At 60.1% G+C, this 18873-nt stretch carries 16 protein-coding genes; 10 read left to right on the top strand and 6 right to left on the bottom strand.

Annotated features, from left to right (window positions below):
• Positions 1-22 precede the first annotated feature (22 nt).
• On the top strand, positions 23-790 hold the full coding sequence (locus tag VFO93_RS15690) for an endonuclease III (RefSeq protein ID WP_325135312.1): 768 nt from the start codon (positions 23-25) through the stop codon (positions 788-790).
• 122 nt (positions 791-912) lie between these two features.
• Positions 913-1896 carry a radical SAM protein gene (locus VFO93_RS15685; protein ID WP_325135311.1) on the top strand — a complete coding sequence of 328 codons (984 nt, stop codon included), beginning with the start codon at positions 913-915 and terminating at the stop codon, positions 1894-1896.
• 100 nt (positions 1897-1996) lie between these two features.
• On the opposite strand, the gene VFO93_RS15680 is transcribed toward VFO93_RS15685, so the two are convergent.
• Positions 1997-2494, bottom strand: a complete 498-nt coding sequence (locus VFO93_RS15680; protein WP_325135310.1) for a hypothetical protein — start codon at positions 2492-2494, stop codon at positions 1997-1999.
• Positions 2495-2562: 68 nt separating this feature from the next.
• Between VFO93_RS15680 and VFO93_RS15675 the strand changes: the two genes are divergently transcribed.
• The 3 genes from VFO93_RS15675 to VFO93_RS15665 all read left to right on the top strand — a co-directional run bounded on the left by VFO93_RS15675 (position 2563) and on the right by VFO93_RS15665 (position 4648).
• Positions 2563-3072 (top strand): gamma carbonic anhydrase family protein, encoded by a 510-nt coding sequence (locus VFO93_RS15675; RefSeq protein WP_325135309.1) that lies wholly within the window; start codon positions 2563-2565, stop codon positions 3070-3072.
• A gap of 98 nt (positions 3073-3170) precedes the next feature.
• Complete coding sequence (locus VFO93_RS15670; RefSeq protein WP_325135308.1) at positions 3171-3695, top strand: hypothetical protein; 525 nt, start codon at positions 3171-3173, stop codon at positions 3693-3695.
• A 686-nt stretch (positions 3696-4381) separates the two neighbouring features.
• A complete protein-coding gene (locus VFO93_RS15665) occupies positions 4382-4648 on the top strand; it encodes a hypothetical protein (protein ID WP_325135307.1) in 267 nt (88 codons plus the stop codon).
• A gap of 56 nt (positions 4649-4704) precedes the next feature.
• On the opposite strand, the gene VFO93_RS15660 is transcribed toward VFO93_RS15665, so the two are convergent.
• Entirely contained in the window at positions 4705-6030 is a 1326-nt protein-coding gene (locus VFO93_RS15660) for a hemolysin family protein (protein WP_325135306.1), read from the bottom strand.
• A gap of 151 nt (positions 6031-6181) precedes the next feature.
• On the opposite strand from VFO93_RS15660, the gene VFO93_RS15655 reads away from it, so the two are divergent.
• Positions 6182-8395, top strand: a complete 2214-nt coding sequence (locus VFO93_RS15655; protein ID WP_325135305.1) for a protein-disulfide reductase DsbD family protein — start codon at positions 6182-6184, stop codon at positions 8393-8395.
• 482 nt (positions 8396-8877) lie between these two features.
• Complete coding sequence (locus VFO93_RS15650) at positions 8878-9369, top strand: Lrp/AsnC ligand binding domain-containing protein (protein WP_325135304.1); 492 nt, start codon at positions 8878-8880, stop codon at positions 9367-9369.
• A 77-nt stretch (positions 9370-9446) separates the two neighbouring features.
• Here the strand turns inward: VFO93_RS15650 and VFO93_RS15645 are convergent, their stop codons facing one another.
• From VFO93_RS15645 to dnaE, 3 genes are all read right to left on the bottom strand, one after another.
• Positions 9447-9752: a hypothetical protein gene (locus VFO93_RS15645; protein WP_325135303.1), complete on the bottom strand. Its 306-nt coding sequence runs from the start codon at positions 9750-9752 to the stop codon at positions 9447-9449.
• A 143-nt stretch (positions 9753-9895) separates the two neighbouring features.
• Positions 9896-10225 carry a thioredoxin gene (trxA, locus tag VFO93_RS15640; RefSeq protein WP_144849028.1) on the bottom strand — a complete coding sequence of 110 codons (330 nt, stop codon included), beginning with the start codon at positions 10223-10225 and terminating at the stop codon, positions 9896-9898.
• A 176-nt stretch (positions 10226-10401) separates the two neighbouring features.
• Positions 10402-14118 carry a DNA polymerase III subunit alpha gene (dnaE, locus tag VFO93_RS15635; RefSeq protein ID WP_325135302.1) on the bottom strand — a complete coding sequence of 1239 codons (3717 nt, stop codon included), beginning with the start codon at positions 14116-14118 and terminating at the stop codon, positions 10402-10404.
• A 300-nt stretch (positions 14119-14418) separates the two neighbouring features.
• Here dnaE and VFO93_RS15630 point away from each other — a divergent pair, with 300 nt between their 5' ends.
• Both VFO93_RS15630 and VFO93_RS15625 read left to right on the top strand, forming a co-directional pair.
• The gene (locus VFO93_RS15630) at positions 14419-15486 is read left to right on the top strand and encodes a fatty acid desaturase (RefSeq protein ID WP_325135301.1); all 1068 of its coding nucleotides are present in this window, start codon (positions 14419-14421) and stop codon (positions 15484-15486) included.
• Between the two features lie 190 nt (positions 15487-15676).
• Positions 15677-16966 carry an aminopeptidase P N-terminal domain-containing protein gene (locus VFO93_RS15625; RefSeq protein WP_325135300.1) on the top strand — a complete coding sequence of 430 codons (1290 nt, stop codon included), beginning with the start codon at positions 15677-15679 and terminating at the stop codon, positions 16964-16966.
• An 83-nt stretch (positions 16967-17049) separates the two neighbouring features.
• Here the strand turns inward: VFO93_RS15625 and VFO93_RS15620 are convergent, their stop codons facing one another.
• Positions 17050-17829, bottom strand: a complete 780-nt coding sequence (locus tag VFO93_RS15620; RefSeq protein WP_325135299.1) for a class I SAM-dependent methyltransferase — start codon at positions 17827-17829, stop codon at positions 17050-17052.
• 200 nt (positions 17830-18029) lie between these two features.
• Between VFO93_RS15620 and VFO93_RS15615 the strand changes: the two genes are divergently transcribed.
• Positions 18030-18614, top strand: coding sequence for a hypothetical protein (locus tag VFO93_RS15615; RefSeq protein ID WP_325135298.1), 585 nt, complete (start codon positions 18030-18032; stop codon positions 18612-18614).
• Positions 18615-18873: the final 259 nt, after the last annotated feature.

The raw sequence follows: 18873 nt of genomic DNA, 5'->3' as shown, positions 1-18873 counted from the left end.
CGAAAAAACCGTTGAATCCGTGGTGCCGACTTATACTTCTTCGCCGCTCGACAAGGCGCTGGCCGACCATACCATCCTGAATACTTTTTTCGGCCCCGTGCCTACGGCGGCGCGGCGCACGCCCATGCGCGAGCTTATTTCGACGCTGCTCTCGCACCGCACCACCCACGCCGACGAGGAACTGGCCTACGACCGGATGCTCGAAGCCTACGGCGACTGGGAGGGCGTGCTGGCTGCCCCGCTCGATGGCCTGATTCACGCCATTCGCACCACGCGCTGGCCGGCCACGCAGGCCCCGCGCATTCAGGAGATATTGGGGCGCATCAAAGCCGAAACGGGTGGTAGCTTTTCGCTCGATTTTCTGGCCGACTGGCCCACCGAGCGCGCCATGGCGTGGCTCACCGATATGCCCGGCATCGGCCTGAAAACGGCTTCGCTGGTGTTGCTTTTCAATTTTCGTAAGCCCGTGCTGCCCGTCGATGCCCACGTGCACCGTGTGATGCAGCGCCTCGGCGTCATCGGGCCGAAGGTGTCGGTAGAGAAAGCCCACCACGTGTTGCTCGATTTGCTGAAGCCCCACCTCGACCCTGAAGGCTTGTTCAACTTTCACAAGCACAACTACTGGCACGGGCAGCAGATTTGCTTTTTTCAGCGCCCTAATTGCCCGCGCTGTCCGCTCAAGGGCTTCTGCGACTACTACCGCGAGCATTTTGGCGAAGCCACGGCGGAGGCGTTAGCCGCCACGCCGCAGCATTGGGACGCGGCGGCCTGGGGCAAGCTGCCGCACTAGTGTGTATAGGGTAAGCTTTAGCTTGCCTTTTCCACGATTGGTAGGCTAAATCTTACCCTACAGCTTTTGGACTGTGGAAAAGGCAAGCTAAAGCTTACCCTACATCTGGGCTACCTTTATCTATGCGTCTCGTTCGCCATCCCGTCCTCTGCAACTACTACGTCACGTACCGCTGCAATGCCAAGTGCTCATTCTGTGATATTTGGGAGAAGCCTTCGCCGTATATCACGCTGGAGGACGTCGAGAAAAACCTGCGCGACCTCAAGCGGCTGGGCGTAAAAGTCATTGATTTCACGGGCGGCGAGCCGCTGCTGCACCGGCAGCTACCCGAGTTTCTGGCGCTGGCCAAGCAGCTGGGCTTCATCACGACCGTGACGACTAATGGCCTGCTCTACCCCAAAAATGCCGAAAAGCTGCGCGGGCTGGTCGATATGCTACACTTCTCGCTCGACTCGGCCGACCGCGCTACCCACGACAAAGGGCGCGGCGTGGCCTGCTACGACTTCGTGCTCGAAAGCATTCGCCTGGCCAAAGAGCTGGGCGAGCGGCCCGATATTCTGTTCACCGTTTTCCGCCACAACCTGGCCGACTTACAGGTCGTCTACGACACCATTACGCGCCCCAACGGGCTGATGCTCATTATTAACCCTGCCTTCGAGTACGGCGAAGTCGAAACTGGCGAAAGCCTCACCGACACCGAGTTGGATTTCCTTTCGGCCTTCGGCAAGCGCCGGGGCGTGTACCTCAACGAAGGCTTCATCGCGCTGCGGCGCGACGGCGGCAACCACGTGGCCGCGCCCGTGTGCCGGGCCGCCAGCACCACGCTCGTCATTTCGCCCAGCAACGAGCTGGTGTTGCCCTGCTACCACCTCGGCGAGCAGAAAATGCCCATCGAAGGCCGGCTGTTCGACCTCTACAACGCGCCCGCAACCCAGCGCCTGGCCGCCCTCGAAGGTCGCCTGCCGCAGTGCGAGGGCTGCACCATCAACTGCTACATGCAGCCCAGCTTCGCGGTCGAAACCAGCAAGTACTTCTGGCGGGCTTTGCCGAGTACGCTGAAATATAATCTGGAGAAAGGCACCTGGAAGCAGCTGCTGCGGGTGTAGCTCCAAGCTTCGGCTTGGTGCCATTGGCACCCTGAATTAGAAACTACTGTAAATGAGCTATCCGTCATTGCCCGGCGTAGCACCAAGCTGGAGCTTGGTGTTACAGCGCAATGGGGCGGGTAGCGTCGGCTGCTTGCAGGGCGGCCAGCACTTGCCGCAGCTCGGTGGGCCGCTGGGTGCCCAGCAGCACGCGGCGGCCGTTGCGCAGCTCTATCTGCAAGCCCTCGTCGTTGGCAATGTTGTAGGCCCGGTTTTGGGAGCTGCCCTTGATGCCCCAGCCGCCGTACTCGCCCAGTGGGTCGTAGCGGCGCAGGTAGGCGCGGGCTACCTCGGGCCAGGCCACGTGCTGCCAGCGCCATTGCAGCGGCAGCAGCCGGTAGTGTGCCCCGGCCGCGTCGAGGCGCACCTCCAGCACCAGCCCGGCCACCAGTGCTATTACCAGCCCAAAAAGTATAAAAACCCAGTAGGGCGGCGGGCTGCCGTGCCGCGGGGCCAGCCACGCTATGAGCGGTCCCAGCAGGGCAGGCACTAGCAGCAGCGGCCACCAGTAGCGCAGCAGCCACTGGCGCTCGGTGAAAACGGGGGGCGGGTTCGTCATAGTCTTCAAAAGTAAAGCCTATTTTTGAAGCCCTTTCATCGGCCAACAAGCCTTTTTAGTACCAGCCCATGCCCGCGCTTCTGCTTCCCGTTCACGGCGTTGTGCCTACCCTCGGCCCCGATTGCTTCGTGGCCGACAATGCCACTATCGTCGGCGACGTGGTGCTGGGGCGCGGCTGCACCGTCTGGTTTACGGCCGTTATTCGGGGCGATGTAAACAGCATCCGCATCGGCGACGAAACTAACATTCAGGACGGGGCGGTACTGCACTGCACCTATGAAAAGGCAGCGCTCACCATCGGCTCGCGCGTGAGCATCGGGCACCGCGCCCTCGTGCACGGCTGCACCGTCGAGGACGACGTGCTCATCGGCATGGGCGCCATCGTGATGGACCACGCCGTGGTGGGCCGGGGCTGCCTCATCGCGGCCGGGGCCGTGGTGCTGGAGAATACCATTTGCGAGCCCGGCTACCTCTACGCGGGCGTGCCGGCCAAGAAAATAAAGCCCGTGAGCGAAGCGCAGGCCGCGGGCCTGCGCCGCACGGCGGCTAATTATCAGGTGTACGCCAGCTGGTTCTGAGTTTTGTTTGCAAATGTTACATGCTTGGCCTCGCTCGGTGGCGCGAATGACAACTGCGTGCGCCACCTTTGCGTGCTAACGCTTACCCATCAATTCTCATGAAGAAAACCTACCAAAAATTGCTGGCACTTGGTATTGCGGCCACCGCTTTTGCCTCTTGCAGCCACGGCAACTACGCTGCTAACCAGCAGACGCCGCTGCCGATAAGCTCGCAGCAAATTACTGCTCCGGCCACGCCGGACGACCTAGCGACTACTGCCCGCGTAGTAATGGCCAGTCCGCTTGCCACCGCGCCCACGGCTGTTGCCGTGGCACCGGCCGCGGGCAAAGCAGAGCCACGCACCGTAGCCGCCCAATCGGTAGCACGCCCCAAATTGGTGCAGCAACTGGTACTAAAAAAAGTGGTTAAGCAGCTGGCAAAAGCACAGGCCGCCCGTCAAAATACCACTCAGGTAGCGCAGACGGCGTCTAAAGCAGGAAAGGCAGGACTGGTGATATTGGCTGGCTTGGCCGTGATACTGCTTGGAGGGCTAATTGGCGGCGCCAATGTCGTGGTTACCATCGGTGGCGCAATATTCGTCGTGGGCCTCATCTTGCTCCTTATTGCCCTGGTTAGAGGCTAGCGCAAGCACCTGGGCTCAAGTACGCTAAAAGCCTTCTTTTTACTATCCAAGTAGTAAGAAGAAGGCTTCGCTGTGTCAAGGCCAGCCAGCTGGCTCGTAGGTAGCCGGTGTGGCAGCAGCGGAAAATAGTAAAGTCCCTAAAAGTGCATCTGTAGCTGGGTGAAAAGGCAGAAAGAACGGTAAAAAGCCGAATTCTGGCCGCGCTAGTTGCGGACGCAAAAGTCTGAATGCAGCACGTTTAGCATTGCCTGCATTCGCCGGGGGCGTCAACTTTGGCTTTGCACCCATTTCACTTAGCCAAGATGAACACACTCGCTACCACCTTCTGCCGCCGCTGGTTGCTGTCAGTGCTGTTGTTTGGCAGCCTGGGAGCCTGCCAGCGCACTAGCTACCCGTTGCAAGCCGCTGAAAGTGCGGCTTGCCCAGCCATCGCGCCCGCGCCGGTAGCGGAAAGCGCGGCGATAATAATAGCCCTGCCACCGGCCGCACCACCCAGCGTAAGCTACCCTCCGAAAGCTTCCCGGCCCCAGCGCCGCGCCGCCCGGCGCCCGCGGCAAATCCATGTCAAGCCCGCTCCGCTACTGCGGCGGGCGGCGGCAACTGCCAGCGCCGCTGCTCGGGCACCCCAGCAGCGGCAAGCGCCCGCAATCGAGCCGGTGCGCTACCGCTCGCGAACTATTGCTATCATGCTAGCGCTGCTGACCTTTCCGTTCGGGTTGCATAACTTCTACCTGGGCTACTACGGGCGGGGCGCTTTTACCATTACCTTGACTGTAGCCAGCACCTACTTGCTGCTGCTAGGCTTCTTGGGAGGCATATTCTCCGGTCCTGGCTTAGTAGGCCTGGGCCTTATCGGGTTGGCGATACTCGCCTGGTGCTCCGCCTGGCAGTTTTTCGACCTTATGAGGATTATCACCAATGACTTGAAGCCCAAAAATGGCGAGTACAGGTAGCTTTTCTGGCCGCTAGTACCAGGTGCCAGCGCAAAACCCAGCCTAAGCTGCTTCGACTACGCCGCCAGCGGGTCGGTGTCGGGCGCGGCATTGGGCGAGAGCACCCGCAGCTGCACCATCTCCACCACGCGGCTGGCGCGACTTAGCACCCGAAACTCGTAGGGCTCAAGCACGGCCACGTCGCCCACCTCCGGGATGTTGCCGTAGAGCACGTTGAGCAGGCCGCCCACCGTTTCGTAGTCGTCGCCCTCGGGCAGCGGGTAGGGGAGGTACTCGTTGGCGTCGGGGATGGGCGTGGAAGTATTGACACGGTACTCGGTTTCGGAAATTTTTTCCACCACCGGCACCTCGTTGTCGTACTCGTCCTGGATTTCGCCCACCAGCTCCTCCATGATGTCCTCGATGGTGACGATGCCGGCCACGCCGCCAAACTCGTCGCTCACGATGGCCATTACGATGTGCTTGCGCTGAAACTGACGCAGCAAGCGGTTGATTTTCTTGGTTTCGGGCACGAAGTAGGCCGGGCGCATGATGCGGGCCAGCTCGATAGCCTCGCCGCGCCGCACGATGGGCAGCAAGTCCTTGACGTTGAGCACGCCCACGATGTTGTCGATACTGCCATCATATACTGGCAGGCGCGAGTAGCCCTCGCTGAAAATCTTTTCGAGCAGCTTGTCCTCGGGCGCGTTCACGTCGAGGGCGGCGAGCTTGGTGCGGGGCACCATAATCTGGCGCACCATGCGGTCGTTGAACTGAAAAACGTTCTCAATCAACTCGTGCTCTGAGTCTTGAATCTCACCGCTTTCCTTGCTCTGGTCGAGCAGGATGCGCAGCTCCTCGGCCGTGTGCACGTCGCTGCCGTGCACCGCCTTCACTCCGAATAAACCCAGCAGGCCGTTGGAAAGCGTATTGAGCAGCCAGATGGCTGGAAACGTGATGACGTAGAAAAACCGCAGCGGGGCCGCAATGGCCAGGGTCGTGGCCTCCGACTTCTGAATGGCCAGCACCTTGGGCGCCTGCTCGCCGATGACGATGTGCAGCACCGTGATGGTGGCAAACGAGGCCACAAGCGCGATGCTATGCACGGTTTCGGGCGAGATGACGAGCCCGAACTTGTGGATGATGGCCAGTAGTACTTCGGCCACTACGCTCTCGCCTATCCAGCCCAGGCCCAGCGAAGCTACTGTGATACCCAACTGAGTAGCCGATAGATACGCCTCCAAGTTATGCAGCATGCTCTGCGTGAGCTTGGCCAGCTTGTTGCCCTCCTGGGCCCGCAAATCGATTTGAGAGGCGCGCACTTTGACCAAGGCAAACTCGGCGGCGACGAAAAACCCGTTGACCAAAACCAGCAACAGGGTAAGCAGTATTTTTAAGACCATGTAGGCGGCTCCCCTCAGACGCGGACGGTCGGGCAGCCTTTCTAAGGTCAAAAGTACGGACTTTGCCGGGGCGAGTTGGTGCCGGGGCAATTGTTTACGGCTTAAAAGTGAATGGCCGTATCTTATTTTGCCCTTTCTCTGTTAAGCATCCATGAAACACGTCCGGTTTTTTAACCTATTACTTATAACGCTGCTGCTGAGCCGACTGGCCGGGGCGCAGGTGCTCATTCCCACGCACCTAAGCACGGCCCTGAGCCAGCCCAAAGCGGCCGTTGGCACCGAGCTGGAGCTGATTATCAATGCCAAAATCGACCCCAAGTGGCACCTCTACGCCACCGATTTCAGCGACGAGGTCGGCCCCACGGTGTTCACCCTCAAGTTCCAGCCCAGCCCCGCCTACGAGCTGGTGGGTAAGCCGATATCGGTGAAGTCGCACCACGCCGAAGACCCCATTTTCAAGGGTGAAGTAGCCTACTGGGAGAATACCGGCCAGATTCGGCAGCGCATCAAGGTGTTGCAGCCCGGCGCGCTCACCATCAAGGCCGAGGCCGACTACCAGAGCTGCACCGATGTAGACGGCAAGTGCATTCCCGGCAATGAAACCCTGAGCTTCGGCCCGCTGGCCGTGGCCGGCGGCGCGGTTACTGCTGCTGCCACGCCCGCCACTACTAAGCCCGGCGCGGCGGCCTCACCCGCTACCCCGGCCCCGGTAGCAACCACTACTGCCGCTGCCACCTCTGCTCTGGTTGATACGGCGGCGCTCGCCGCCGCGCCCGCTACCACGCCCGTCCCGGCCGCGCTCGACACCGCCGCGAAGGTAGCCACTCCCGCAGCAGTGGCCACTACTGCCACCGCCTCGGCAGCCCCGGCTGGCACCGCCGCCCCCGCCGAGCAAAGTCTGCTGGCGTTCGCGTTCGGCGCGTTCCTGTTTGGCCTGGGGGCCCTTATCACCCCCTGCGTGTTCCCACTTATTCCGATGACGGTGTCATTTTTCACCAGCGGCAACGACAGCCGGCAGCGCGGCATCCTGAAGGCGCTGGTTTACGGCCTCAGCATCATGGTCATCTACGTGCTGATTGGGGTAGTAGTGGCGGCGGCGCTGGGCGAAGACGGCCCCAACCTGATTGCCACGCACTGGCTGCCCAACTTGATTTTCTTCACCGTGTTCGTCGTGTTCGGCCTGTCTTTCCTGGGCTTGTTCGAGATTACGCTGCCCAATGGCATGGTCAACAAGATTGACGCCCAGGCCGACAAAGGCGGCTGGGGCGGCGTCTTTTTCATGGCGCTTACGCTGGTAGTGGTGTCGTTTTCCTGCACCGGGCCCATCGTGGCCAGCATCCTGGGCCTGGCGGCGCGGGGCGAGCGCATCACGCCGGTTATCGGGATGCTGGGCTTTTCGCTGGCGTTTGCGCTGCCGTTCACGCTGTTTGCCATCTTCCCGGCTTGGCTCAAAAGCCTGCCCCGCTCGGGCGGCTGGCTCAATACGGTGAAGGTAGTGCTGGGCTTTGTAGAGCTGATGCTGGCCCTCAAGTTCCTGAGCATGGCCGACCTGGCCTACCACTGGGGCATCCTCACCCGCGACGTGTACCTGGTGCTCTGGATAGTGCTGTCGGCGCTGCTGGGCTTATACCTGCTGGGCAAATTCCGCCTCTCGCACGACTCGGAGATTGGCCACCTCAGCGTGGGCCGGCTGCTGATGGCGGTGCTGGCCTTCAGCTTCATGACCTACCTGATTCCGGGTCTCTTCGGTGCGCCGCTGCCGCTGCTGGCCGGCTACCTGCCGCCCCAGAGCAACCGCGATTTCTCCATTGCCAGCGCCGAGGGCGGCGCGCCCGCCGTGGCCGCTACCGGCCGGCCCGCGCAGTGCGAAGCCCCGCGCTACGCCGAGTTTCTGGAGCTGCCGCACGGGCTCAATGGCTACTTCGACCTGGAGCAGGCCAAGCGCTGCGCCAAGGCGCAGAACAAGCCCATCTTCATCGACTTCACCGGCCACGCCTGCGTGAACTGCCGCAAGATGGAAGCCTCCGTGTGGAGCGACCCACAGGTACTGAAGCGCCTGCGCGAAGACTACGTGGTAGTGGCTCTCTACGTGGACGATAAAGCCGAGCTGCCCGCCGCCGAGCAGTACGTCTCAGCCCGCGACAAGCAGCTGAAAACCACCCTCGGCAAGCGCAACGCCGACCTCCAAATCACGCGCTACGGCTTCAACGCCCAGCCCTACTACGTGGTGCTCGACCCCAACGACCCCACCGACAAGCCCCTCACCGCGCCCGTAGCCTACGAGCCCAGCGTGGCCAAATTCGGCGAGTTTCTCGACCGCGGCAAGGCGCAGTACCAGCAGCGGCAGGCCGTGGCCCGCCGCTAGCCGAAACCTAGATTATTGTAAACAGGAAGTAGAGACGCAATAGTTGGAGTCTTGCGTCAGGATACGTCACCGAGCGCAAGACGCAAAATATTGCGTCTCTACTTCCTGTGCACACTACCCTGAATCTCGCTCAAAAACAAAAAAGGCGACTTCCGCAAGGAAGTCGCCTTTTTTAATTGGCTGTAGCGGAAGGACTTGAACCTCCACGAAGCGGTTAGCCACAAGCTCCGAAGAGCGAGGGTTTATCCCGGGAGCCTTCACCCCCGAGATAGGAGGGCGTGTCTGCCAGTTTCACCACACTACAAGGTTTGTATCGCCGCGCCGTTTGCGTTTTGATATGTCAAAGGTAAGACGGTTTTTTTGATTATGCAAATTTTATTCAAAAAAGATTGAAAAATTATTTAATCTTCAAAGAAGGCCGCTATTACTGCCGATATTTGCAATACGTAGTTCTTGCCTTTTTGTTCTCATCTTCCCTACTCATGTCCCGCCCCTACGAATTAGACGACACCGACCGCCGCATTATCAATCTATTAGTTAAGGACGCTAAGCTGCCTTATTCCGAAATAGCCCGGCAACTGCACGTATCCGGCGGCACCATCCACGTGCGGATGACCCGGCTCGAAGAGCTGGGTATCGTGCGCGGCGCTACCCTCGACCTTGATTTGCAAAAGGTTGGCTACGGTATCGAAGCGTTTTTAGGAATTTTCCTGCTCAAAAGCTCGTACTGCGACGGCGTGATTGCCAAGCTGCGCGACATCCCCGAAGTAGTGAGCGTGCATTTCACTACCGGCAGCTACAACCTGTTTGCCCGCCTCGCCTGCCGCAACACCCAGCACCTGCGCAACGTGCTGCACGACCAAGTGCAGCACATTGAAGGCGTAGAGCGCACCGAAACCCTGATTTCGCTCGAAGAAGTTTTCAGCCGCCCCGTGCAACTCGAAGAAGCCCCGGCCGCCGCCGTAGCTGGCTAAGTAGCAAACCCATCAATTACGCAAAAAGCCCCGTTCAGCGCGCTGAACGGGGCTTTTTGCTGCGGTAGTTGCTGACGCTACATGCTCGACTTGGTCGTAGTCTTGGTGGTTTTGGTCGACTTGGTCATGCCCGAGGGCGTGGTCATGGTGCTGGTCTTGCTCGTGCCGGTGGCCGATTTGGTCGAGGTGCTCGACTTGCGCATACCGGCCGGGTTGGTCATGGTCGTCGTTTTGGTGGTGGTCGTGGCCGGCGTTTGCGACGTGGTAGTAGTCGATGTTTTCGACGAGCTGCTGCTCATCGTGGTGCCGGGGGTGGTTTGGGCCTGGGCCGAGAGGCCGCCAGCTACTACAAGCAGGGCCAGGATTTGCGAAAGGCGTTTCATGGGTGAAAGAAAAAAGGGTGGTAAAAGCTCAGGCGTACTAAACGGATAAAACAGCCGCAGGTTTGGCCCCGCCAGTCCCCGAAATGCCAAAAGCCCCACGCCAGCAAAGGCATGGGGCTTTTAATAGATTAGAGCAGGGTAGCTTAGGCAGTTACCTGAGCTTCGAGTTTCTGGGCGAGCACGTGCTTGGGCACGGCACCTACTTGCTTATCTACGATTTGGCCGTTCTTGAACACTAGCAGTGTCGGGATACTGCGAATGCCGAACTTCATCGACGTCTGAGGGTTAGCGTCCACGTCCACTTTGCCGATGATGGCTTTGCCTTCGTATTCGCCGGCCAGCTCCTCTACCACGGGGCCTACCATGCGGCAGGGGCCGCACCACTCGGCCCAGAAGTCCACGAGTACGGGCTTGTCCGAGTTGATAATCTCCTCGAAGTTGGCGTCGGTTATTTCAATTGCTTTGTGCGCCATGACGCTAAGGTTTTATGAGTGAAAAAACGTCCGGCGTATACGGCCTACGGGGCTGCAAGGTAGCGGAGTGCGAGTAAAACAGCGCGGGGGTAAGAAAGTTCAGGCAGGTGTTGCGCGGACTTTGTAGTCCGCGTTTTTCGCGTCAGTCGCACGCGGACTACAAAGTCCGCGCAACCTTAAATCAGCGCGCATACATCCAACTCAAACTCGCGCATCTTATCAATAAATGCCTTAGGCTCAATCTGAAAGCGACGTGAGAACATGTCCACGGCCAGCCGCTCGTGCGGCTCCAAAAATTGAATCTCCAGCCGCTTCGAGCCCTTGGCGTGCTCGATGGCTTCCTGCAAGCGGTCAATCATCGGTCCCGTCACGGTGCGCAGGTCGAGTTTTACGCGCACGCCCTTGCTGAGCTTTTCGGCAATGTTGCCGAGCTGCTCCATGTGCTTGATTTTCAATTCCCACTGGTCCTGAGTACCGTAGCGTAGCTCCATTTTACCGCGCACGAACATGGGCGGCACCTGGTCGTTGTGGTAGTTTTTGGGGTTGATGAGCGGGCCGTACTTTGTGAAGTCGTCGCGGAACAGTGCCAGGTTGATGCTCGAATCGTAGTCTTCGATGTTGAAGGAAACCATCGGCTGGCCGCTCTTAGTAGTGCGGAACGTGACGCCTGAAATGAGGCCCGCTACGTTCACGTCCTTACCTTTTTGCGCTTCCAGCTGGTCGAGCGGGCAGGTGCAGTAGGCGTCGATTTCCATGCGGTACGTGTCGAGCGGGTGGCCCGACAGGTAGAAGCCCACTACCTCCTTCTCGCGGCGCAGCTTTTCGGGCGCGCTCCACTCTTCCAGGTCCTGTATCTTGGGTAGCGGCGCCGCCACTGCCCCAAACGCGCCGGCCCCGAACAAGCTGTGCTGTGCCGATTCCTTGGCTGCCTGGTGCTGCTGGCCGAGTTTCAGCGCCTTTTCAATCAGGTTTTGGTCGCCGGCCGGGGCGTCCATAAACTGGCGGCGGTTGTATTTCTCGAAGCTGTCAAAAGCGCCGGCTTGGGCCAGACTTTCCCATGTTTTCTTGTTCACCGCACGCAAATTCACGCGCTTGGCAAAGTCGAACACATCAGTAAAGGGGCCGCTTTTCTGGCGTTCCTCTACTAATTCTAACACGGCGGCTTCGCCGGCGCCCTTCACGGCGGCCAGTCCGAAGCGAATCTGGTTTTCGCGGGGTACGTTGAATTTCTGCTCGCTTTCGTTCACATCGGGGCCGAGCACGGCCACGCCCTGCTTGCGGGCTTCCTCAATGAAGAACGTCACCTTCTTGATGTCGCCCATGTTGTTGGTGAGCACGGCGGCCATGTACTCGGCGGGGTAGTTAGCCTTCAGGTAGCCAGTCTGATATGCTACTACCGAGTAGGCGGCCGAGTGCGAGCGGTTGAAGCCGTACTCGGCAAATTTCTCCATCACGTCGAAGACTTCGTTGGCCTTCTTCGCCGGAATCTTGTGCAGCTTTTCCGCCCCAGCCACGAATTTCTCACGCTCCAAAGCCATCTTCTTCATGTCCTTCTTACCCATGGCGCGGCGCAGCAGGTCGGCCCCGCCGAGCGAGTAGCCAGCCAGAATCTGGGCCGTTTGCATAATCTGCTCCTGGTACACCATGATGCCCTGGCTGTACTCCAGGATGGGCTTGAGTAGCTCGTGCGGGTATTCGATGGGCTCGCGGTTGTGCTTGCGGTTGATGAAGGTAGGAATGAACTGCATCGGGCCGGGCCGGTACAGGGCGTTCATCGCAATCAAATCCTCGATGTTGGTTGGCTTCAAGTCCTTGAGGTACATGCGCATCCCTTCCGACTCAAACTGGAACGTGCCGATGGTGTCGCCGCGCTGGTAGAGCTCGTAGGTCTTGGGGTCGTCGAGCGGAATCTCGTCGATGTCGATTTTGACGCCGTGGTTGCGCTCAATCAGGCGCAGGGCATCCACGATGATGGTCAGGGTTTTGAGGCCCAGAAAGTCCATCTTCAGCATGCCCGCGCTCTCAATCACCTTGCCGTCGAACTGCGTCACGAGCAGGTCCGAGTCCTTGGAGGTCGAAACGGGGATGTAGTTCGTAATGTCGTCGGGCGCGATGATGACGCCTGCCGCGTGGATGCCGGTGTTGCGCACCGAGCCTTCGAGGCGCTCGGCCAGGGCCAGAATCTGGCCCTTGAGGTCGCCCTGGTCGGCCCGGATGGCTTGTAGCTCGGGCACGTCGCGGAAGGCCCCGGCCAGGGTGGTGCCGGGCTTTTCGGGCACGAGCTTGGCCATTTCGTTGGCGGCGGGCAGCGGCAGTTCCATCGCCCGGGCTACGTCTTTGATAGACGACTTGGCGGCCATTGTGCCAAAGGTGATAATCTGGGCCACCTGGGTTTTGCCGTACTTACCCACCACGTAGTCAATGACTTTCTGGCGGTTCACGTCGTCGAAGTCGATGTCGATATCGGGCATCGACACGCGCTCGGGGTTCAAAAAGCGCTCGAACAGCAGCGAGTACTTAATAGGGTCGATGTTGGTGATGCCCACGCAGTAGGCCACCGCCGAGCCCGCCGCCGAGCCCCGGCCGGGGCCCACGGCTACGCCCATGCTGCGGCCCTTGTTAATAAAGTCTTGTGTAATAAGGAAGTAACCCGCGAAGCCCATCGTTTGGATGATGCGCAGCTCGTAGTCCAGGCGCTCCTCGATTTCGGGGGTGCGCTCGGAGTAGCGGGGCGGCTTGGTCATGGTCACGGTGCCATTGCCGGCGCTGGCCCCGAAGGCGCCCACGTAGGTGAGCTCGCGCAAAAACTCGTCGGCGTTGGCAAACTGCGGGGGCAGCGGGAAGTTGGGGAGCAGGATGTCGCGCGCCAGCTTGGGCGGCGTTATCTTATCCACAATTTCGTTGGTGTTATCCACACTCTCCGGCACATCCGAGAACAACTCGTTCATCTCGGCCTGGCTCTTGAAGTAGAACTGGTCGTTGGCGAAGCCAAAGCGGCGGCGGCGTTGCTTGGGCGGCTTTTGAAGCTCCTCGTCGATGCGCGAGAGCATGCGGCGGGCGTTTTCGTCGTAGGCGTGGGCGCTACGCAGGTTGTCGAGGGTGTCGTAGTGCACACGCTGGTCGGCGGTGAGCACGGTGTAGTAGTTTGTCTCGAAGTCGCCGACCGGGATGCTGCGCTCCTCGGCCGTGTTTACGCACAGCAGCAGGTCGTGGGCCGCGTAGTCGGTCTGGTCCACGTAGTGCGAGTCGTTGGTGCAGATAACCTTGACGTTGTACTTCTTGGCGAAGCCCAGTAGCACTTGGTTCACGTCCTCCTGACTTTTGCCGGTGCCGTCGAAGTTCATCAGCCCGTGGCGCTGAATCTCGATGTAGAAGTCCTCGCCAAACACGTCGAGCCACCACTTCAGCTTTTCCTCAGCCGCCGCCTCGCTCTCAAACAGGATGGCCTGCGGAATCTCGGCCCCGATGCAGCAGCTGGTGGCAATCAGCCCCTCGTGATACTTTAGAATCAGTTCCTTATCGATGCGCGGAAACTTGGAGTACACGCCCTCGATGAAGCTGAGCGAGCACAGCTTGGCCAGGTTGTGGTAGCCGGCCTGGTCTTTGGCCAGTAGCAGCTGGTGGTAGCGCTCGTCCTTCTCGCCTCTTTCGCGCAGGAAGGTTTTCTTGTGGCGGTCGGCGACGAGGTAAAACTCGCAGCCGACTATCGGCTTCACGTTGTACTTGTTAGCCTCGGCCACGAAGTTGAACGCCCCAAACATATTGCCGTGGTCGGTGAGGGCCACGGCGGGCATGCCGTCGGCCTGCGCCTTCTTCATAAGCGCCGAGATGCTGGCCTGGCCGTCGAGCAGCGAATACTGGGTGTGCGAGTGGAGGTGCGAAAACGTGGGCATCGGGCGGGGGTAAGCTATTTAAGTAAAGATACAACCACCCGGCCAGGGTTAAAAAGTACGTATTTATCGCGCTCCATCGGTAAATACTGAAAATGAGTTGCTACCCGCGTTTGGCCGAACTGCCAGGCGACAGCTACCGTTAGGCTAGTCACTACGGGCCGCATTGGCCCACCGCTCGGGGCTGCGTTCAGCTCCCTTCCGCCGCTGCCGAGCTTGCTTCTGTCTGGGTTCCCGCTTTTGGCCGGGTGCTAGCAATGAGTTGCCTGCCCGGTGGGCCGCGCTTATTTACTGAAGCTGCTTATGAAAGTACTGACCACTAGCACCGACCCCGGCTACGCCCGGCCAGCGGCACCATCGCGCCTCGATGCGAGGCTGCTGCGCTACCTGCAAGACCCGCGCGACCTGCCCTTCGCCTACCTCATCCTGAAAATAACGGCCACCATGCTGCCGCTGGCGGCTATGCTCTTCGTGCCCGCGCTGCGCGGGCCGTGGTGGTGGGCCACGTTCGGGCTGTTTTTCTTTTTCAGCAATGCCCGCTTCAAGGGGCCATTCGGGCTGATGCTGCACTGCACCTGCCACCGCATGCTGTTCAAAAAGAAGTACGGCTGGCTGAACCACTACATCCCGTGGGTGCTGGGGCCGCTTTTTGGCCAAACGCCGGAGTCGTACTTCGTGCACCACATGGGGATGCACCACCCCGAAAACAACATGCCCGACGACGAAAGCTCGACCATGCGCTACCAGCGCGACTCGGTGCTGGGGTTTCTGCGCTACCTCGGCGACTTTCTGGTGCTGGGCGTGGCGCGCCTTGCGGGCTACTTCACGCACCGCAACAAGACCACGCTGCGCTTCCGGCTGCTGCGCGGCGAGGCTATCTACCTGGCAGGCACGCTACTACTGGCTTTTGTCAACCTGCCGGCTACGCTGGTGGTGTTTGTGCTGCCTTTTGTGCTTTCGCGAGTTATTATGATGATTGGCAACTGGGCGCAGCACGCTTTTATCGACGCCGACACGCCCGATAACTGCTATACCAACAGCGTAACCTGCATCAACACCAGCTACAACCACAAGTGCTGGAATGATGGCTACCACATCAGCCACCACCTCAAACCCGCCCTGCACTGGACCGACCACCCGGCGCACTTTCAACACAATTTGGGGCAATACATTGAGAATAAGGCCATCGTATTCGATGGTATCCATTTTCTGCACATTTTCTTCTACCTTATGGGCCGCCGCTACGATTTGCTGGCGCGCCACTTCGTGCTGCTCGACGGCGCGCCGCGCGACGAGGCTTCGGTGATGGCGCTGCTGCTGTCGCGCACGCGGCGCATTGAGCTGCCGGTGCTGGTGCCGCAGTTGGCGTAGAGAGTCTTCCGTCATGCTGAGCGGAGCGCAGCGGAGTCGAAGCATCTCTGCCGGAGAACTAACCTCTGGCGCTAGCAACGAAGCGGTAGAGATGCTTCGACTCCGCTACGCTCCGCTCAGCATGACGAGAAGTACAAAGCGGCCCACCGGCCCACCGCTAACTTGCGGCCCCAAACTCAACCTATCGCCCATGCGCTACGGACCCATCGCCCCCGAGCTGTTTATCGAAAATCGCCACCGCTTCCGCGAGCTGCTGCCGCCCAATTCACTGGCCATTTTCAACGCCAACGACATCCTGCCTACCAACGCCGACGGTACGCTGGCACTGAAGCAGAACACCGATTTGTTTTACCTGAGCGGTGTTGACCAGGAAGAAACCATCCTCGTCATCTGCCCCGACGCCACGCTGCCCAAGTACCGCGAAATCCTGTTCGTGCGCGAAACCTCGGAGCTGATTTTGGTATGGGAAGGCTACAAGCTGACCAAGGAAGAGGCGCGCCAGGTGTCAGGCATCCCGACCATTATGTGGCTCGACCAGTTCGAGACGGTGCTGCCAGCCCTCATGAACGAGGCCGACTACGTGTACCTGAACTCGAACGAGCACATCCGGTCCGTGGTGGAAGTTGAAACCCGCGACGCGCGCTTTATCAAGGACTTGCAGCGCCGCTACCCGCTGCACCAGTACCGCCGCGCCGCCCGCCTCACGCACCAGCTGCGCGCCATCAAGAGCCCCGAGGAAATCCGGCTCATGCGCAAGGCGGCCGACATCACCGGCAACGCCTTCCGTCGCCTGCTGGGCTTCGTGAAGCCCGGGGTGTGGGAATACGAGGTAGAGGCTGAGATTCTGCACGAGTTTGTGAAAAGCGGCTCGCGCGGGCCGGCCTACACCAGCATCATCGGCAGCGGCGAAAGCGCGACCATCCTGCACTACATCTCTAACGACCGCCAGTGCCAGGACGGCGACGTGCTGCTACTCGACTTCGGCGCGGAGTACGCCAACTACGCCGCCGACCTCACGCGTAGCATCCCGGTCAATGGCACCTTCTCGCCGCGCCAGCGCCAGGTCTACGAAGCCGTATTGCGCGTGTTCCGCTTCTGCGAAAGCCGCCTGGTAGTGGGCCATTCCATTGAAGAGTACCATAAGGAAGTGGGCGACGCGATGGAGCAGGAGCTTATCAAGCTCGACCTGCTGAACGCCAGCGACGTAAAAAACCAGGACCCCGACGCGCCGCTCTACAAGAAGTACTTCCCACACGGCACCAGCCACTACCTCGGCCTCGACGTGCACGACGTGGGCTTCAAATACCGCAAATTTGAGGCGAACATGGTTTATACCATCGAGCCGGGCATCTACATCCGCGAAGAGAAACTGGGTATCCGCCTCGAAAACGACTTCCTCATCACGCCCACTGGCAACGAGGATTTGATGGCCACTACTCCGATTGAGCTGGCCGACATCGAGCGGCTAATGAAGAAGTAACACCAAGCTCCAGCTTGGTGCATCGTTGTTGAGCGGCACCACAATGTGCGCTGAATGACGCGGCACCAAGCTGGAGCTTGGTGTTACGGCCTCTTAAACAGCATCAGATGCTGCTGCGGCAGGCTTTCGCGCACTTCCACCAGTTCCAGCCCGATGGCGCTCATTTCCTTCTTCGCCTGCGCCACGGTCATTTTATGAATCGGCTTGATGGGTACGTTCGGGTCTTCGGCCCGGTACTCGACCAGCGCGAGGCGACCGGTGCGCGGCCGCAGGGCGTTGCGAATGGCGCGGCCCATCTCGCGCGGGTGGTCAAACTCGTGGTAGGCGTCCACCAGCAGCACCACGTCGACGCCGTTGGCGGGCAGGCGCGGGTCGATGGTGGTGCCCAGGATGGGCTGCACATTGGATAGCTTGTTTTTTTCCTTGCGCTGGGTGAGCTCGGCTATCATTTCAGGCTGAATGTCCTCGGCCAGCACCTGGCCTTTGGGCACCAGCGGCGCGATGCGGAAGGAAAAGAAGCCCGTGCCCGCGCCCAGGTCGGCCACGACGTCGGTGGGCTTGAGCTGTAACTCTTTGAGCAGTATGTCGGTCCCTTCCTCTTCGCGGCGGTCCGAGCGCTCGAGCCAGTCGGCGCCTTCGTGGCCCATCACGTGGGCAATCTGGCGGCCCAGGTAGTAGCGGCCGATGCCGCTGGGGTCGCGCGGCGGGCGGGTTTCATAGCCCGCCGAGTCGGGCGGATGGGCCGTCGAGACATCCGAGCGCAAGAAAGCCTGCGAGGCCACGTTAGACTCAATAGGCAACTGGGTGCAGGCGCTGGCAGCGGCCGCACTCGCTAGTACTCCTATCACAACGGCTTTTCTCATACGTATTCAGTATTCTAAGCTGGCTTCGTAAACTGTTCGCTCAACAGCACTACCAGGCTGAGCGTTCAGCCCGGTGGTGGTTATCGAAGGCTGGTGCAATGACAATATTAAGTAGCACAATGCCCGGATAAGGCAGCCAAATTACTCTCTGCAACGTAGGGAGCCCTGTTTTTCTTACCTTCTTCCCCTTTTTTCACCTTATGAAAAATCTATCGCTCACCCTCGGCCGCCTTTCGCTGGTACTTGCTACCGCCTTTTCGCTCGGCGCCTGTGGCCGCGCCGACTACGCAGCCGTTTCGCAGGCTGCCACCCAGCCCGCCAGCACGCCCATAGCCCAAGCTCCTTACGTGCCCGTAGCCGCTGAGGCTTCGGCTACCGTGGTAGCCGCCGCGCCGGCCGCACCCGTGGCCGCGCCGGCTGCGCCCGTAGCTGCTCAGGCCATAGCCAGTACCCCAGTGGCTGAGGCTGCGCCAGCCGTAACCACCGCCCCGGCTGCCAAAGCTGCCACCGCCCCCAAGCCCAATCTGGTGCAGCGCCTGGCGCTGCGCAAAATCACCAAAAAGCTCGACAAGCTAACGGCCCAAATGCCGCAGCTGAAAAAGCAGGATGCCAGCGCCGCCCGCGGCGGCCTCGACGGTAACCTGCGCAGCGCCATTCTCTTTGGGCTGGTTGGCCTCATCCTGACGCTTTTCGGCGGCGTTAGTGGTGTGTTCTACGTCGTGGGTACCATTCTACTCATCATCGGGCTGGTGTTTCTAGTGCTATGGCTGCTCGACCAAGCATAGGTTGACTTCGGGCAACCCGCCTGCAAAAAGGCCCCGACTGCAATTTGCAGTCGGGGCCTTTTTTTGCCCTGAAAACTGTTGGCCCTACATCGGGTCCACGTCCACTACCAGGCGGGCCTGGCGGTATTCTTTCTGGTCGCGCACTACATCGAGCGCGGCGCAGATGTCGAGTTTGGCTTGCTTGAGCACCGTATGCTCGCGGCTGAGCTTGATGACGATTTCCTGCAAAAAGAAATTGCGGATGCGGAAGATGTACGGC

Origin of the sequence: Hymenobacter sp., assembly GCF_035709525.1 — a bacterium.
Classification (GTDB): Bacteria; Bacteroidota; Bacteroidia; order Cytophagales; family Hymenobacteraceae; genus Hymenobacter.
This window is presented reverse-complemented; position numbering and strand designations above follow the sequence as displayed.

Excerpts from the sequence above, each read along its gene's own strand:
- VFO93_RS15685 (WP_325135311.1), top strand. The coding sequence starts at position 913 with ATGCGTCTCGTTCGCCATCCCGTCCTCTGCAACTACTACGTCACGTAC.
- VFO93_RS15680 (WP_325135310.1), bottom strand. The coding sequence starts at position 2,494 with ATGACGAACCCGCCCCCCGTTTTCACCGAGCGCCAGTGGCTGCTGCGC.
- VFO93_RS15675 (WP_325135309.1), top strand. The coding sequence starts at position 2,563 with ATGCCCGCGCTTCTGCTTCCCGTTCACGGCGTTGTGCCTACCCTCGGC.
- VFO93_RS15670 (WP_325135308.1), top strand. The coding sequence starts at position 3,171 with ATGAAGAAAACCTACCAAAAATTGCTGGCACTTGGTATTGCGGCCACC.
- VFO93_RS15665 (WP_325135307.1), top strand. The coding sequence starts at position 4,382 with ATGCTAGCGCTGCTGACCTTTCCGTTCGGGTTGCATAACTTCTACCTG.
- VFO93_RS15660 (WP_325135306.1), bottom strand. The coding sequence starts at position 6,030 with ATGGTCTTAAAAATACTGCTTACCCTGTTGCTGGTTTTGGTCAACGGG.
- VFO93_RS15655 (WP_325135305.1), top strand. The coding sequence starts at position 6,182 with ATGAAACACGTCCGGTTTTTTAACCTATTACTTATAACGCTGCTGCTG.
- VFO93_RS15650 (WP_325135304.1), top strand. The coding sequence starts at position 8,878 with ATGTCCCGCCCCTACGAATTAGACGACACCGACCGCCGCATTATCAAT.
- VFO93_RS15645 (WP_325135303.1), bottom strand. The coding sequence starts at position 9,752 with ATGAAACGCCTTTCGCAAATCCTGGCCCTGCTTGTAGTAGCTGGCGGC.
- trxA (WP_144849028.1), bottom strand. The coding sequence starts at position 10,225 with ATGGCGCACAAAGCAATTGAAATAACCGACGCCAACTTCGAGGAGATT.
- dnaE (WP_325135302.1), bottom strand. The coding sequence starts at position 14,118 with ATGCCCACGTTTTCGCACCTCCACTCGCACACCCAGTATTCGCTGCTC.
- VFO93_RS15630 (WP_325135301.1), top strand. The coding sequence starts at position 14,419 with ATGAAAGTACTGACCACTAGCACCGACCCCGGCTACGCCCGGCCAGCG.
- VFO93_RS15625 (WP_325135300.1), top strand. The coding sequence starts at position 15,677 with ATGCGCTACGGACCCATCGCCCCCGAGCTGTTTATCGAAAATCGCCAC.
- VFO93_RS15620 (WP_325135299.1), bottom strand. The coding sequence starts at position 17,829 with ATGAGAAAAGCCGTTGTGATAGGAGTACTAGCGAGTGCGGCCGCTGCC.
- VFO93_RS15615 (WP_325135298.1), top strand. The coding sequence starts at position 18,030 with ATGAAAAATCTATCGCTCACCCTCGGCCGCCTTTCGCTGGTACTTGCT.